Here is a 14,796-nt window from a genome sequence, read left to right on the forward strand (position 1 = left end):
GGTGTAGTAGAATGGCTATTAATGAACAAATGTTAAAAAGTATCATCGAAGATGTTTTAAATGAAATGAGCGGCGCTGCTCCAGCTGCTCCTGCTGCTCCGGCTGCTTCTGCCGCTGCTGCTGCAGGTTCTGTTGAATTGACTCCAGTAGGGGACGTTCAGCAGGGTGTTGCCGCTGATGAAGTTCTGATTGGTTTAGCTCCAGCTTTTGCTGAATTCCAGACAGAAAATATCGTAGGCGTACCTCATGATAAAATCTTAAAAGAAATTATTGCCGGTATCGAAGAAGAAGGTTTAAAAGCTCGTGTTATCAAAGTATACAGAAGCTCTGACGTTGCTGTATGCGGACATGACGCTGCTGAACTGAGTGGTTCTGGCGTTGCTGTTGGCTTACAGTCAAAAGGCACCTGCTTAATCCACCAGAAGGATTTACCACAGTTATCTAACTTGGAATTATTCTCTCAGGCTCCTTTGATCGATTTAGACACATATCGTGCAATCGGTAAAAATGCGGCTAAATACGCTAAAGGCGAAAGCCCGGCTCCAGTTCCGGTTCGTAATGACCAGATGGCCCGTCCTGCTTATCAGGCGAAAGCTGCTCTGTTACACATTAAAGAAACAGAACATGTTGTGCCAGGTAAAAAACCTGTAGAAATGAAAGTTACATTCAAATAGGAGGTGGATAGAATGACTCAAGAACAAATGTTAGAACAGATCGTTAAACAAGTTATGGCGTCTATGTCAGCTGCACCAGCTGAAGCACCTTCTTGTGCTTGTGGTGACAAAGTTACAAAAGAAGATTACCCAATCGGTGATAAGAGACCAGAATTAATTATCTCTGCTACTGGCAAACAGTACAAAGAATTAACACTGGATAAATTATTAGCTGGTGAATTAACCGCTGAAGATTTAAGAATCAGACCAGAAACTCTGGAATTACAGGCTCAGGTAGCTGAATCTGTACATCGTGATGCATTCGCAGGCAACTTAAGAAGAGCTGCTGAATTAATCGCTGTTCCAGATGCTCGTTTACTTGAAATCTACAATGCACTGAGACCTTACAAATCTACTAAAGATGAACTGTTAGCTATCTCAGAAGAACTGAAAAATCAGTACAATGCACCGATCTCTGCAGCTTTAGTAGCAGAAGCCGCTGAAGTTTACTACGTAAGAAAGAGATCTAAAGAATTTAAGTAAGCACAACATAATCCAGGAAATTGTTTGGAGGAAGCGATATGATTATTGCAGGTATTGATATTGGTAATGCAAGTACCGAAACAGCACTTGCCCGATATACTGACGGAAAACCTGAGTTCCTGAGCAGTGGCATCGTTAGTACCACTGGTATGAAAGGGACACGTCAAAACATTCATGGAGTGTTCGCCTCTCTAAAACAAGCCCTAGAAAAAGCAAACTTAACTGTTGATAATGTTGATTTAATTAGAATCAATGAAGCCGCTCCAGTTATTGGTGATGTGGCTATGGAAACTATTACTGAGACAATTATTACAGAATCCACCATGATCGGTCACAATCCTTCCACTCCGGGAGGATTGGGGACCGGTGTTGGTGTAACTGTAAACATAAGGGAAATTAGTAGTGTTAAAAAAGGAGACTCGGTTATCGTCATCATTCCGCGCGAAGTTGACTTTGAGAGTTCCTCCAGCATTATTAATCAGGCCGTTGCAAACGGCATTTTTGTAAATGGTGCCATTGTCCAGCGTGATGATGGCGTTTTAATTAATAACCGTTTGAACAAACCGATCCCAATTGTTGATGAAGTTTCTTTAATTGATAAGGTTCCGCTTGGAATGCGCGCTGCCGTTGAGGTAGCAGCTCCGGGAGCCGTTGTTGAACAATTATCCAATCCCTATGGGATTGCAACAGTCTTCGATTTATCCTCAGATGAAACCAAACAAGTTGTTCCTGTATCAAGAGCATTGATCGGGAACCGTTCTGCCGTTGTCATCAAAACACCAGCAGGGGACGTTAAAGAACGTAAAATCCCGGCCGGTAAAATCATTATCCAGGGTGAACATAAAAAAGCCGAGGTTAATGTAGATGAAGGCGCGGAAATCATCATGGATGCAATCCGAAGCGTTGCGCCTGTCGAAGATGTAAAGGGAGAAGCCGGAACAAACGCTGGCGGTATGCTCGAAAAGGTAAGACAGGTAATGTCAAACCTGACCGAACAGAATCCTCAGAACATCAAAATTCAGGATTTATTAGCTGTCGACACCTTTGTGCCTCAGAGCGTAAAGGGTGGTATGGCCGACGAATTTTCAATGGAAAACGCCGTTGGTATTGCCGCGATGGTCAAGGCTGATAAATTACAGATGAACATGATTGCCGAAGTTCTTGAAAAAGAACTGAACGTAAAGGTTGAAGTCGGCGGTGTTGAAGCTGACATGGCGATCCGCGGTGCGTTAACCACCCCGGGGAGCAATAAACCGCTCGCGATCATTGACATGGGCGCAGGGTCGACAGATGCTGCTATTATTAACAGGGCTGGCGAAATACATTCTATTCATCTGGCAGGCGCTGGTAACATGGTCACCATGCTTATCGGTTCAGAACTTGGTTTCGAGGACTCTGGCCTGGCAGAAGATATTAAAAAATATCCTTTAGCAAAGGTAGAAAGCTTATTCCATATTCGTCATGAAGATGGAACTGTTCAATTTTTTGATGAACCATTAGATCCGAGATCTTTTGCGCGTGTTGTCATTCTGACACCAAGCGGCATGGTTCCGATTCCAGGCAACCATTCGCTGGAAAGAATCCGCACAGTGCGCCGTGAAGCGAAAACCAAGGTTTTTGTTATGAATGCGATTCGTTCATTGGAACGGGTCAGCCCAACCGGTAATGTAAGAGACATTGAGTTTGTTACATTGGTTGGCGGTTCCGCACTCGACTTCGAGATTCCGCAGCTGGTAACGGATGCTTTATCAAAATTCAGTATTGTAGCAGGTAGAGCAAATATAAGAAGTGTAGAAGGTCCAAGAAACGCAGTTGCCACCGGCTTAGTACTTGCGTACGGCGAAGGTGAATAACATGAACGTGAACTTCGAAGCTCCAAAACCAGAAATAAAGGTTTTTTACAATAAAAACTCTGTCAATAAAAGCATTGTCACACAGGTTTTATTAGGCATCGAAGAAGAAGGTTTGCCTTTTTCGCTTGAAGAACGGGACAACAACGACGGCGTTGAGCTTGCTTATAAAGCGGCTGAGGTTTCACATCTTGGTGTGGGCATCGGCATCGGCGACAGTATTGTTTTACATTACATCAAGCTGAAAGAAAATGCTCCGCTGTTTTCCGTGCGTCTTCAGGACGATGAGAATACCCTTAGAGCCATTGGCGCAAATGCCGCCAGACTTGTAAAACGAATGCCTTTTAAAGATATTGGCAGTGCTAAATAGTGAGGGGGGATTTATTTGAGACAAGCATTAGGGTTGATTGAAGCGATCGGGCTGGCAACAGCCATTGAAGCCACTGATGCTGCTGTGAAATCAGCAAATGTCGAGCTGCTCGGACTGGAATCCGCCAAAGGTGACGGAATGCATACCATTAAGGTCGTTGGCGACGTGGGTGCGGTCAAGGCTGCTGTTGAGGCAGCAACCGCGGCATGTGCCAAGGGTCGCGGTGTGTTCAGCACAAAGGTGATTGCACGGCCGGCAGATGGTCTTGGACCGATGATCTATAATAATCAGACAATGGGCTTTGATCCGGAACAGGATCGCGATCGGATGGAACTGGACTCTTATTGGGTTTTCAATAAGTATGACCAGAAAAAACCGACAACCGCAGTGGAAAAAACACTGACGCCTATTTCTGAAGAAAAAGATGAAGCAGTCGAAGAGGAACCGACAGAAGAATAATCCTTGCGAACAGCAGATCCATAGATCTTAAAGAAAAGGTGTAAGCGAATGAATGATATTGAAAGAAAAGTGATTGAAGAGATTGTCATTAACACTGTCAAAAAATTAATGGCAGAAAAAGACGCTCCCAATCGCGTGCCCTTGGGCGTTTCCAATAAACACCTTCACTTGACCCAGGAACATGTCGAAATTTTATTCGGCGAAGGACATCAGCTTACAAATTTAAAAGATGTCAAACAGCCTGGTCAGTTTGCATGTGAAGAATGTGTAAGAATTATTGGCCCCAAAGGTGAATTTCCTAAAGTTAGAGTTTTAGGACCAGCAAGAAATGAAACCCAGATTGAACTTTCCATGACCGATGCGCGGACCTTGGGCGTTAATGTGCCAATCCGTGAATCCGGAAAACTGGAAGGAACACCGGGACTTATTCTGGAAGGCCCCTGTGGTCGTGTTGAACTGGATCATGGTGCCATTGCGGCACTGCGCCACATTCACATGACTCCGGACATTGCAGAACAGCTGGGACTGAAGGATGGCGATTGTGTAGGTGTAGAAAGCAGTGGGTTGCGTCCTACTCTGTTCCGCGATGTATTGGTACGTGTATCACCAAAATATGCCTATGAAATGCATATTGATACCGATGAAGCCAATGCTGCCGGACTTAAAAATAATGACATTTTAAAAATTGTTAAAAAGCAGGAGAAATAATGGACTGGAAGAGCGGTAATGACACAATACTAGAGTTTAACGAACTGATCAAAGCCAAAAGAGCAAACCCTTATCAGGGAAACCTGAAGGTTGGCGTCGACCTTGGTACAGCCAACATCGTTGTAGCTGTTGTTGACGAAAACAACCGTCCGGTAGCAGGTGCTACCCAGGGCGCTCACGTTGTAAGAGACGGGATCGTCGTGGATTATCTCGGAGCGGTAAATATTGTCAGAACCTTAAAAGCCGAAGTCGAAAAAATTATTGGTGTTGATTTAACGTATGCCAATGCCGCGACCGCTATCCCACCTGGAATTTTGGATGGAAATACTAAAATTATTTCTAATGTTGTGGATTCAGCTGATTTTACCGTTACCAATGTGGTTGACGAGCCGACGGCTGCCGCGACCGTTTTGGGGATTCAGAACGGTGCTGTTGTAGACGTTGGGGGCGGCACCACGGGTATCAGTATATTAAAAAATGGCGAAGTCATTTTTACAGCCGATGAGGCAACTGGCGGGACACATATGAGTCTCGTCATCGCAGGCGCTTATCATATCAGCTTCGATGAAGCGGAAGAGATGAAGAAGCATGAAGACCAGCGAAAGATATTCCCAGTCATAAAACCAGTTGTGGAAAAGATGGCGTCAATTGTCCATCGTTTTATCCAGGGCTATGATGTCGACACCATTTATGTCGTCGGCGGGGCCTGCGTTTTTGATAAATTTGAACAGGTTTTTGAAAAAGAAATCGGCATCAAAACAGTAAAACCCGTAGAACCTTTGTTGGTAACTCCTTTAGGGATAGCCTTTAATTGTCAAAGGTAAGGAATGTGGTGATATAATTTGGACTTAAAAGATTTGATTAACAGTGAAGCCTTCATGGATGCTTTTATCCAGAAGGTTGTCGAAGAAGTCATCAAAAGAATAAAGAATAAACCTAAGACAGCGCTGGTTGTTTTTTCCGGTGCGGCGATTGGGTTTAATCAGGCAATGGATTCACTGGTCAAGTTAAAAAATGATGGTTGGCAATTAAAGGTTTTCCTTTCGGATGAGGCGATGCACGTGTTCACTCCGAGCTATATACAGGAAACCTTAGGCTTAGACACCATTTATAACAGTGGTTCCAAGGTAGCCCAGAAAGAACTTTACGGTGAAGTTGATCAAATCATTATTGCAGCGACAACTGTTAATACCGCGGCAAAAATTGCCTATGGTATTTGTGATAATGAAATGCTCACCCTCATCAACCACGGGATCATGGCCGGAACACCAGTTGTTTGCGCCATCAACGGCGCTTGTCCGGATGACAGCGTCAGAGCACAGCTGGGGATGGGGAAATCCCCGCAAGGCTACCGTGAGTTACTGAGAAATAACCTCAAGGCTTTAAAAAGCTTTGGAATCAAACTGGTCAGCTCAGATGAGCTGTACGATGGCTGTGTGGGAAAAGACAGCTGCAAAGACGCGCTTCAGAGCAGCGCCTGCGCAGTGCCGGAACAGGCAGCCAAGGAATCCGATCCCTTTGAACCGGATGATGGCATGATTGCAAAACGTATCATCAGCCGCGGCGATGTATTATTACACCGCAACAGCAAAGTGATCAAAGTGCCTGCGGACGCTATCATTACAGAATATGCTAAGGAAGCAATCGCTACCCTTGGTCTTCGTGTAGAAAAGATATAGTAGGTGATTGAATGCATTTAGCAAAAGTAGTTGGTAATGTGGTTTCAACTCAGAAGGATTCAAACCTTGTGGGCTGCAAGCTCTTAATTATCAAAAAAATCAATGAAAACGGGGAGTTTGAAAAATACTCCAGCCAGTCTACCGCCATTGCCGTCGACTCTGTCGGCGCAGGTATTGGCGAAACTGTTATTGTGACAACCGGTAGTACGGCCCGTTACGTCTACGGTGATAAGCTGGCACCGCTTGATATGACTATCGTTGGAATTGTTGACGAAATTCAAATTGTTTAGTGAGGTAGAAATATGCCAAATGTCTATACAAGAGGCGGTGACAAAGGTGAAACCGGTTTGTTCGGCGGTAACCGTACGCCTAAAGATGATATTCGGGTAGAAGCCTACGGTACAATGGATGAAGCCAATTCAGCCATTGGCCTGGCCTATTCTTTATCTGAAGACAATGACATCCGCGAAATCCTCCACCATTTACAAGAAAGAATTTTCGTTTTAGGTGCGGAACTCGCCAGTGATGAAAAGGGTAAGGCAATGCTGAAGGATGGGATTTCCCAGGCAGACATTGACTTTATGGAAGAAAAGCTCGACTATTACCTTTCCATTATCGGCCCGCAAAAATCGTTTATTGTACCAGGGAAAAACCCTGTATCCTCAGCCTTGCATCTGGCTCGTACAGTTGTACGGCGCGGCGAAAGAAGAATTGTGGAGTATACCCACAAGGATCCGGATGTAAGACCGGAACTGGTGAAATTTGCCAACCGTCTTTCCGATCTGCTTTTCGTTCTCGCAAGAACTGAAGAATACAACGAAATGGTGAAAGAAGTCGTCAGACGAGTCGTTGAAAAAATGAAAATGGCTGAAGCGCCTTCAGAAGAAGCTCCTGAAGAAGAGAAAAAAAAAGACTTTTCACTTCTGACAACTGCTAAGAGAATGGGAGCAGCAGCAAGGGTCAAAGCAGAAGAAATGGGTGTGCCTATTGTTTTTTCCGTTGTTGATGCAGGTGGTAATTTAACGTATTTTGAAAGAATGGAAGATTCCCTGCTTGCCAGTATGGATATTTCAGTTAACAAGGCCTATACGGCCAATGCGTTGAAAATGTCTACCGATAAGGTTACCGATCTGGCAAAAGAAGATGGAGCACTCTTTGGAATTCAATTTACTAATGAAGGCCGCATTGTGACCTTCGGTGGTGGTTATCCACTCGTAGTTGAGGGAAAAATTGTCGGCGGTATCGGCGTTAGCGGCGGTACGGCAGACCAGGATATGGCCATCGCACAAAGCGCATTAGCTATTTTATAAGAGAGAAGATTTAATAGAGGAATCCAGGAGGAAATCTGTATGAATATTGATACAACAGGTATTGAATATATTGTAAAAAAGGTTATGGATCAGATCGACTATGCTGAAGAAACCGGCGCGCCGGTAGTAGACGGCAAAGACGGCGTTTTCCAGACCATGGACGCTGCGATTGAAGCCGCTGCAGTCGCCCAGAAAGAATACATGAAAAAACCATTGGCACTGCGTCGTCAGATGATTGCTGCCATGCGTGAAATCATGCTCAAGAAAGAAAATGTTGAAACAATCTGCGCCATGGTTGTTGAAGAATCTGGTATGGGTAACTATGAACATAAGTTAGCTAAACACCGTCTTGCAACAACAGGTACACCGGGTGTTGAAGATTTATTAACAGAAGCATGGGCTGGTGATGACGGCTGTACATTACTTGAGCTGTCACCATTTGGCGTAATCGGTGCGATTACACCAACCACCAACCCGAACGAAACCATTGTCAATAACAGTATTGGTATGTTGGCTGCCGGTAATGCGGTTGTTTTCTCACCCCATCCAAAGGCATTAAAAACAAGCTTTTTATGTATTAAATTATTAAATGAAGCCATTGTCTCTGTTGGCGGTCCGAGAAACTTAATCGTAACCTGCGCAAATCCGACCATTGATGCTGCTAACGAAATGATGGTTCATCCTAAAATCAGAATGTTAGTTGCAACAGGTGGCCCTGGTGTTGTTAAAGCGGTTCTGTCCAGCGGCAAAAAAGCCATTGGTGCCGGCGCTGGTAACCCACCGGCACTGGTTGATGAAACTGCTGACATCGAAAAAGCAGCAAAAGATATTATCGACGGCTGTTCTTTCGACAACAACCTGCCATGTATTGCAGAAAAAGAAGTCGTTGTTGTTGACCAGGTAGCAGACTATCTGATTTTCAACATGAAGAAAAACGGCGCTTATGAAATCACAGACAAAAAAGCCATTGACGCTTTAGCAGATTTGGTTTGTCCTGAAGGCCGTCTGAGCCGTGATTTCGTCGGTAAATCCGCCAAACACATCGCAGCGGCAGCTGGCCTGGATGTTCCGGAAGATACACGCGTATTAATCTGCGAAACTTCAAAAGATCATCTGTTAGCTGTAGAAGAACTGATGATGCCAATTCTTCCAATCGTTCGTGTTGCTAACGTTGATGAAGGTATCGATGTTGCTGTTGAATTAGAACATGGAAACAGACACACCGCTATCATGCATTCCAAAAATGTAGATAAATTAACAGAAATGGCTAAGAGAATCCAGACGACCATTTTCGTTAAAAATGGTCCTTCCTACGCTGGTATTGGTTTCGGTGGTGAAGGTTATCCGACATTCACCATTGCAGGTCCGACCGGTGAAGGCTTAACATCTGCTAAATCCTTCGCAAGAAGAAGAAGATGTGTGCTCGTTGGGGGATTCGATATTAAATAACAATAACAGGGGTGTTGCTCATGAGCACAAATTTAGTTGAAATAGTCAAAAGCGCTGGTATTATTGGTGCCGGCGGGGCTGGCTTCCCAACCCATGTGAAAATCGACGCTGAAGTTGATACAGTTATCGTCAACGGTGCTGAATGTGAGCCTTTGTTAAGAGTTGACCAACAATTAATGGCCGAAAGAGCCCACCACATGCTGGTGGCTCTTCAGGCCGTTATGGATCATACCAAGGCAAAGGCAGGCATTGTCGGACTCAAAAAGAAATATATTTCGGCAATCGGCGCATTAAGACAAGACTTACCCAATTTTCCTAAAATCGACCTTCACATTATGAATAATTTCTATCCTGCCGGTGATGAACAAACGCTGGTATATGAAACAACAGGGAGAATTGTTCCAGAGGGTGGAATTCCATTAAATGTTGGAACTTTAGTCATAAATGTAGAGACACTTCTCAATATTTATGATATAATGAACGAGGACAAGCCCGTAGTAGATAAATACATCACTGTTACGGGGGCAGTCCGCAATAAAATCACGACAAAGGTTCCACTGGGAATTACTGTTCGTGAAGCACTTGAGCTGGCTGGCGGAACAACCATTTCAGATTTTGTTATTATCAATGGTGGTCCAATGATGGGGAAAATTGTCGATATCGACTCCTATGTCACCAAGACCACAAAAGGCTTTATTGTTTTACCGAGCGATCATCCATTGATCGAATCAAAGACAAGAAGCATTCAGGATACAATAAAATTAGCCGGAATGGCGTGTATGCAGTGTAGTTTATGTACAGAAGTTTGTCCGAGACACAGTCTGGGACATAACCTTGAACCACACAAGCTTATGCGAATCGCGGCCTATGGCTCAACTTGTGATACGACCACTCAAGCTACAAATGCTTTCTTATGCTGTGAATGTGGCTTATGTCAATATGCGTGTGTCATGGATCTCCAACCTTGGAAATTCAATATCGCGCTCAAGCGGGAATTAGGCAGCAAAGGCATTAAAAACCCACATCACGACAAACCTGAAAAAGCTGATCCTTTCAGATCAGCAAAACAGTTTAACGTACATCGTTTAATTTCACGTCTGGGCCTGGATGAGTATGATCAACCAGCTCCGATGGTCGATTGCGACAAACAGTTTACTGAAGTAACCATTCAGCTGGCACAGCACATTGGTGCGCCTGCTCAGCCGGTTGTCAGTGTAGGAGATGTCGTTGAAAAGGGAACCCTGATTGGAGAAATTCCAGAAGGAAGCCTTGGCGCCCGTATTTTCGCAAGTATCGACGGTAAAGTAACTGCCGTTGAAGATGGTAAAATTACCATCCGGTCCTAAATAATTTAATAAGGGGGATAATTATGGACTTTACAATGTTAATTACCGCGTTTGGCGGTGGTTTATTAGCTGCTGCTATCGGTGGTGTTCCTTCATTCGTATTTACAGGTTTAACTGTAATTGCTGCTATTTTTGGCGGAGAAGCTGGTGCTCCTATGATTAGTGCATTAAGCTTTGGTTCTTTCTTTGGACCTCACGTAGCATTCGGTGGTGCTGTAGCCGGTGCTGCTTACGCTAAGACCAAAAACCTGTTAGATGACGGTCAGGATATCGTTACTCCATTATTCAAAACTGGAGACGCTGGTGTTCTGTTAGTCGGTGGTGTATTTGGTATTATTGGTTTCTTAATTCAGTATTTATTAGGTGCTGTTCTTGGCGGAATGGTATTCAGCTATGCAGGTTGGACCGATACTGTTGCTTTAACAGTATTCATCTCTGACATCTTAGTACGTTTGATCTTCACAAAATCTGGTCTTACCGGTAAATACACAGGTACTGAAAAGAGAAAATACTTCCCAGAAGGCAAACGCTTAAGCTTCTTAATCATGGTAGGCTTAGGTATTGGTGTTGCTATCGGTGGTTTAGCTGCTACTTTAGGTCAGTTAGGCGTCGCTGGTTCTGATGAAGCTTTATACTTATTCAATAACATCGGTTCCATCGGTTTCGGTATCGCTGCTGTATCCCTGGCGTTCTTATGTATGGGTCTTCCTTTAGAAGGATACCACCACGTAATCCTGCCAGCAGGCACAACAGCTATGATCGTTTTCGCTGCTACATTAAATCCGTTCTTAGCAATCTTAGGTGGCGCTATCATGGGTATTATTACCTCATTATGGGGCGAAATGATGGCATTAACTTTCAATAGTTATGCTGATTCTCATATTGACCCTCCGGCAGCTACTATCTGGGTATGGCAGTTAGTTAACTTTAGCCTGTTAATGATGTTATTACCATCAGTTCTTTAATTTTAATCTAGTAATTATACGTAATTTGTAGCAAATAAGCATTGAATTCACAGTATAGAAAGAAGTGGTATTTTGAAAAAAGCAGTAGGTTTTATAGAATTTAAGAGTATTCCTATCGGCATCGAAGCCACTGATGATATGCTGAAAGCCGGAAATGTTGATTTAATGATGGCCTCTCCTTTATGTCCCGGGAAATATGTTACCATAATTTCCGGTGACGTAGGGGCCGTTCAGGCATCAATTAGAAACGGTGAGCACATCGGTGGAATCTATGTACTCGAATCTCACGTTATTCCGAACATTCACCCGGATGTATTGCCGGCTATGTTGGGCGCGGGAGAAATCGAAGATGTCAAAGCTCTTGGTATCGTTGAAACAATTAATGCAATCTCTTCAATTATCGTCGGCGATGTGGCTGTCAAGGCTGCAAATGTCGAACTGATTGAAATCAGAATAGCCAGAGGCTTGGGTGGTAAAGGTTTTGTATTATTGACTGGTGAGGTTGCTTCTGTTAAACAGGCGATTAAAGCCGCAGAAGCCGACATGCGCGATTTAGGTGTTATCACAAGTTACTCAGTAATCGCGTCACCGCATAAAGATATTAAGAAAGTCATTTTCTAAAACGCATGAAATGTTTAGATGGAAGCTATTCCATCTAAACATCTTTTCATATACAGACCTTTTATTTTTTATAAGCGATTATAGCACTATGATCTTTTATAAAAAATAAAAAGATAAGAGGGAACGACGTGAAAACCATCAGTTTATTTAACTTAAAAGGCGGTTGTGGAAAAACCACATCTGTCATCAATCTCGGATATCTGCTGGGGCAAAAGATAAAAGGCAGGCTGCTCTATATTGATTGTGATATGCAGAGTAACCTGACTAACTCTCTTATGGAGTACGATCTGGACCGTCCATGTATCTATCATTTGTTCACTGACGAAAAAGAGGCGAAAGATGTTATCTATCAAGTAACCGATAACATTGATATTATTCCTTCCAGCCTTTTGATGGCAACCATTGAGCCGCGTCTTGCAGGCATGTATGGACGGGAGTTTATCTTAAAACGTAAGCTTGAAGCAGTTGCGGACGATTATGAATACTGCATCATTGACTGTTCGCCATCATTCAGCATTGTGACGACCAACGCGCTGGTGGTCACCGATGATATTTTCATACCAGTACAAACCGAATATTATGCGGTGGATGGGGTACACCTTTTGGAGGAAACCCTGGAATACATCAGCAAATCGCTGGGAATTGACAAGGACATTACACTTCTCTTCGCGACACTTCACGATGTGCGTAATAATATTAACAACCTTCAATATGATAATCTAAAGGCAAGCTTTGGCGATAAGTTTATGGATACCTATATTCGGAAGAATATCGCTCTGGTAGAGTCACCGATATTCAAGCAGTCGATCTTTGAGTATAAACCAAAGTCAAACGGCGCTGAAGATTATCTGAAATTATTTAAAGAAATAGAATCCAAAGGGGGCTTTTAAATGGCTAGGAAAAGCAAATTAAAATCAGAATTAAAAACACATAATAGTACCATTAAGGAAAAAAACGAACTGGCTTCTAAGGTTTTGACAGATGAAAATTCTACTAATACGGGGGATAACGAAGTGGGAATCATCGATGATTTGAAGAAAAAGATTATGGGGGAACCGAAAGAAGAAGAACAGGCCTCTGCTGCCAATCTTGAAGCAGAAAAGCTGAAGGCTGAAGCCATTAAGAAGGAAAAAGCATTAGCCGAAAAAGCAGCTGAGGAAAAAGAAAAGAAGGCTGAAGCCGCCCGCCAGAAAGCAGAAGCTGACGCGGCTGAAAAAGAGAAAAAAGAGGCCGAAGCTGCTGCAAAGGCAAAAGAAGCCGAAGAAGCTGAAAAAAGGGCAAAGGAAGAGGCTGACCAACAGGCCGCTAAGGAAGCTGCTGAAAAGGAAAAGGCTGAAAAATTGGCAGAGAAAAAGGCAAAAGAAGCTGAAGCAGCCAAGAAAAAGGCTGAAGAAGAGTTGAAGAAAAAACAGGAAGCAGAAGCCAAAGCCAAGGCTGAGGCAGAGGCCAAGAAAAAAGCAGAGGAAGAAGCAGCTGCGAAAGCAAAGGCGGCTGAGGAAGCTCAGGCCAAGGCGAAGGAAGAAGCCGAAGCTAAGAGAAAGGCCGAGGAGGCTGCTAAAGTAAAAGAAAAAGCAGAAGCGGAAGCCAAGAAGAAGGCTGAGAAAGAAGCTGCTGAAAAAGCTAAAGCAGAAGCGGAAGCCAAAAAGAAAGCTGCAGCTGAAGCAGAGGCTAAGAAAAAGGCAGAAGCGGAAGAAAAACGGAAAGCAGAAGAAGCTAAAAAGAAAGAATTTGAACGCCAGGAAGCAATCCGTATTGAAAAAGAACGAAAAGAAAAAGAAGAACAGGAAGCGCGGAATAAGGCAGAGCTCGAAGAAAAAATTAAAAAAGAGCTGAAAGAAAAGATGAAAAAACTGCATGAACTTCCGGATTATCTGTTATAAACGGCTAAAAACCCATACCTTTATAGGTATGGGTTTTTTATTACGCACAAAATTGTCACACTTTTTGCGTGATATTTTTAAAAACAGGTTCAGAAGCCATAAAGGTCTTTCTATAATAAGAGATACGCCGGATAAGAGAAGGAGTAAAAAGGATGAGTAAGCTTAAAAAAGGCCTTGTGGTTTTACTGGGGCTTCTATTATTTATGGTCAGCAGCAGCTTTTTTACTTATGTCAGAGAGACTGAACCAATACAGCTTGAGCATGAGCTCGGGCAGAAGAAGGAGGTGGATAAAGGAGAATACGCTTCGGATGAAAAAGACGGAAAGACAGAAGAAAACAAGCCGCTGCTTTACAATGGGCTGGGAGCTTATGAAGCGTATAACGCGGTTTCAGAAAATGATTTGTATGTAAAAATCCGTGATGTGGGCATGGCTTTGATTTTTCTGATCGCCATTTTGGGATCAGCCACTTTGTTTTTTTTATTGCGGGAGAAAGCGGATGGGGAAGAATAAGACTTCGTTAAGACAATGTGTCAAATTCTATGAATGGGGTATTAAGTAAATACTTATAGAATATAAGGAGTCTTATCATGAAAAAAATAAATCATTCAATCATTATAGCACTGCTTTTGTTTTGTCTGTCATTTAGTCCACAGGCGATGGTCATGGCAGAGGAAAGCAGCAACTCAGACCAAGCAGTGACACAAACCCGTTCGGAAAACCCAAATACGGGCATCGCAGAAAGGATAGGAACCGGCGCTTTTCTGTTTCTGGCCGGCAGCGGTTCTCTTGCGGGAACTGTTTTATTAAGAAGATTTCATAACGAGCAGCTTAAAAACGAAAACCGGCACTGTTAGATGCCGGTTTCGTGTTTTTTGCAACAGCTTTTACGGTAACACTGTGTTAAAATAGAATAGCATTAATTTACCCTTTCATAGGGTAGCGAATTTAAAGAATAAGTGAT

18 protein-coding genes are annotated in these 14,796 nt (G+C 43.3%); all 18 read left to right on the forward strand.

All coding sequences use genetic code 11. The annotated features are described in order from the left end of the window. Positions 1 to 11 precede the first annotated feature (11 nt). Complete coding sequence (locus I2B62_RS15060) at positions 12 to 674, forward strand: propanediol/glycerol family dehydratase medium subunit (protein ID WP_195269894.1); 663 nt, start codon at positions 12 to 14, stop codon at positions 672 to 674. A 12-nt stretch (positions 675 to 686) separates the two neighbouring features. After that, the gene (locus tag I2B62_RS15065) at positions 687 to 1,196 is read left to right on the forward strand and encodes a diol dehydratase small subunit (RefSeq protein ID WP_195269895.1); all 510 of its coding nucleotides are present in this window, start codon (positions 687 to 689) and stop codon (positions 1,194 to 1,196) included. Positions 1,197 to 1,234: 38 nt separating this feature from the next. Then, positions 1,235 to 3,049 (forward strand): diol dehydratase reactivase subunit alpha, encoded by a 1,815-nt coding sequence (locus I2B62_RS15070; RefSeq protein ID WP_195269896.1) that lies wholly within the window; start codon positions 1,235 to 1,237, stop codon positions 3,047 to 3,049. 1 nt (position 3,050) lies between these two features. Beyond that, complete coding sequence (locus I2B62_RS15075; protein ID WP_195269897.1) at positions 3,051 to 3,416, forward strand: glycerol dehydratase reactivase beta/small subunit family protein; 366 nt, start codon at positions 3,051 to 3,053, stop codon at positions 3,414 to 3,416. A 15-nt stretch (positions 3,417 to 3,431) separates the two neighbouring features. Further along, positions 3,432 to 3,875 carry a BMC domain-containing protein gene (locus tag I2B62_RS20700; RefSeq protein WP_195269898.1) on the forward strand — a complete coding sequence of 148 codons (444 nt, stop codon included), beginning with the start codon at positions 3,432 to 3,434 and terminating at the stop codon, positions 3,873 to 3,875. 48 nt (positions 3,876 to 3,923) lie between these two features. Next, a complete protein-coding gene (locus tag I2B62_RS15085) occupies positions 3,924 to 4,583 on the forward strand; it encodes a phosphate propanoyltransferase (RefSeq protein ID WP_172611187.1) in 660 nt (219 codons plus the stop codon). After that, complete coding sequence (gene eutJ, locus I2B62_RS15090) at positions 4,583 to 5,407, forward strand: ethanolamine utilization protein EutJ (RefSeq protein WP_195269899.1); 825 nt, start codon at positions 4,583 to 4,585, stop codon at positions 5,405 to 5,407. Before I2B62_RS15085 ends, eutJ begins: the two co-directional genes overlap by 1 nt. 18 nt (positions 5,408 to 5,425) lie before the next feature. Then, entirely contained in the window at positions 5,426 to 6,262 is an 837-nt protein-coding gene (locus I2B62_RS15095; protein WP_195269900.1) for a flavoprotein, read from the forward strand. A gap of 11 nt (positions 6,263 to 6,273) precedes the next feature. Then, entirely contained in the window at positions 6,274 to 6,552 is a 279-nt protein-coding gene (locus tag I2B62_RS15100; protein WP_013382323.1) for a EutN/CcmL family microcompartment protein, read from the forward strand. Between the two features lie 12 nt (positions 6,553 to 6,564). Continuing rightward, on the forward strand, positions 6,565 to 7,572 hold the full coding sequence (locus I2B62_RS15105; RefSeq protein ID WP_195269901.1) for a cob(I)yrinic acid a,c-diamide adenosyltransferase: 1,008 nt from the start codon (positions 6,565 to 6,567) through the stop codon (positions 7,570 to 7,572). 39 nt (positions 7,573 to 7,611) lie between these two features. Beyond that, on the forward strand, positions 7,612 to 9,021 hold the full coding sequence (locus tag I2B62_RS15110; RefSeq protein ID WP_207736027.1) for an aldehyde dehydrogenase family protein: 1,410 nt from the start codon (positions 7,612 to 7,614) through the stop codon (positions 9,019 to 9,021). Between the two features lie 20 nt (positions 9,022 to 9,041). Next, the gene (locus I2B62_RS15115) at positions 9,042 to 10,367 is read left to right on the forward strand and encodes a 4Fe-4S dicluster domain-containing protein (RefSeq protein WP_195269902.1); all 1,326 of its coding nucleotides are present in this window, start codon (positions 9,042 to 9,044) and stop codon (positions 10,365 to 10,367) included. 23 nt (positions 10,368 to 10,390) lie between these two features. Then, entirely contained in the window at positions 10,391 to 11,332 is a 942-nt protein-coding gene (locus tag I2B62_RS15120) for a hypothetical protein (protein ID WP_195269903.1), read from the forward strand. 72 nt (positions 11,333 to 11,404) lie between these two features. Then, positions 11,405 to 11,953 (forward strand): BMC domain-containing protein, encoded by a 549-nt coding sequence (locus tag I2B62_RS15125; RefSeq protein ID WP_013382318.1) that lies wholly within the window; start codon positions 11,405 to 11,407, stop codon positions 11,951 to 11,953. Positions 11,954 to 12,081: 128 nt separating this feature from the next. Then, entirely contained in the window at positions 12,082 to 12,843 is a 762-nt protein-coding gene (locus tag I2B62_RS15130; RefSeq protein ID WP_195269904.1) for a ParA family protein, read from the forward strand. Then, positions 12,844 to 13,833 carry a hypothetical protein gene (locus I2B62_RS15135; RefSeq protein WP_195269905.1) on the forward strand — a complete coding sequence of 330 codons (990 nt, stop codon included), beginning with the start codon at positions 12,844 to 12,846 and terminating at the stop codon, positions 13,831 to 13,833. Between the two features lie 152 nt (positions 13,834 to 13,985). Further along, entirely contained in the window at positions 13,986 to 14,345 is a 360-nt protein-coding gene (locus tag I2B62_RS15140; RefSeq protein ID WP_195269906.1) for a hypothetical protein, read from the forward strand. 77 nt (positions 14,346 to 14,422) lie between these two features. Further along, positions 14,423 to 14,689, forward strand: coding sequence for a hypothetical protein (locus I2B62_RS15145; RefSeq protein ID WP_195269907.1), 267 nt, complete (start codon positions 14,423 to 14,425; stop codon positions 14,687 to 14,689). Positions 14,690 to 14,796 lie beyond the last annotated feature (107 nt).

The organism is Eubacterium sp. 1001713B170207_170306_E7, assembly GCF_015547515.1.
In the GTDB taxonomy this organism is placed as follows: Bacteria; Bacillota; Clostridia; order Eubacteriales; family Eubacteriaceae; genus Eubacterium.

Bases quoted from the DNA above. Each gene is read 5' to 3' on its own strand.
- I2B62_RS15060 (WP_195269894.1), top strand. From the start codon at position 12: ATGGCTATTAATGAACAAATGTTAAAAAGTATCATCGAAGATGTTTTA.
- I2B62_RS15065 (WP_195269895.1), top strand. From the start codon at position 687: ATGACTCAAGAACAAATGTTAGAACAGATCGTTAAACAAGTTATGGCG.
- I2B62_RS15070 (WP_195269896.1), top strand. From the start codon at position 1,235: ATGATTATTGCAGGTATTGATATTGGTAATGCAAGTACCGAAACAGCA.
- I2B62_RS15075 (WP_195269897.1), top strand. From the start codon at position 3,051: ATGAACGTGAACTTCGAAGCTCCAAAACCAGAAATAAAGGTTTTTTAC.
- I2B62_RS15085 (WP_172611187.1), top strand. From the start codon at position 3,924: ATGAATGATATTGAAAGAAAAGTGATTGAAGAGATTGTCATTAACACT.
- eutJ (WP_195269899.1), top strand. From the start codon at position 4,583: ATGGACTGGAAGAGCGGTAATGACACAATACTAGAGTTTAACGAACTG.
- I2B62_RS15100 (WP_013382323.1), top strand. From the start codon at position 6,274: ATGCATTTAGCAAAAGTAGTTGGTAATGTGGTTTCAACTCAGAAGGAT.
- I2B62_RS15105 (WP_195269901.1), top strand. From the start codon at position 6,565: ATGCCAAATGTCTATACAAGAGGCGGTGACAAAGGTGAAACCGGTTTG.
- I2B62_RS15110 (WP_207736027.1), top strand. From the start codon at position 7,612: ATGAATATTGATACAACAGGTATTGAATATATTGTAAAAAAGGTTATG.
- I2B62_RS15115 (WP_195269902.1), top strand. From the start codon at position 9,042: ATGAGCACAAATTTAGTTGAAATAGTCAAAAGCGCTGGTATTATTGGT.
- I2B62_RS15120 (WP_195269903.1), top strand. From the start codon at position 10,391: ATGGACTTTACAATGTTAATTACCGCGTTTGGCGGTGGTTTATTAGCT.
- I2B62_RS15135 (WP_195269905.1), top strand. From the start codon at position 12,844: ATGGCTAGGAAAAGCAAATTAAAATCAGAATTAAAAACACATAATAGT.
- I2B62_RS15140 (WP_195269906.1), top strand. From the start codon at position 13,986: ATGAGTAAGCTTAAAAAAGGCCTTGTGGTTTTACTGGGGCTTCTATTA.
- I2B62_RS15145 (WP_195269907.1), top strand. From the start codon at position 14,423: ATGAAAAAAATAAATCATTCAATCATTATAGCACTGCTTTTGTTTTGT.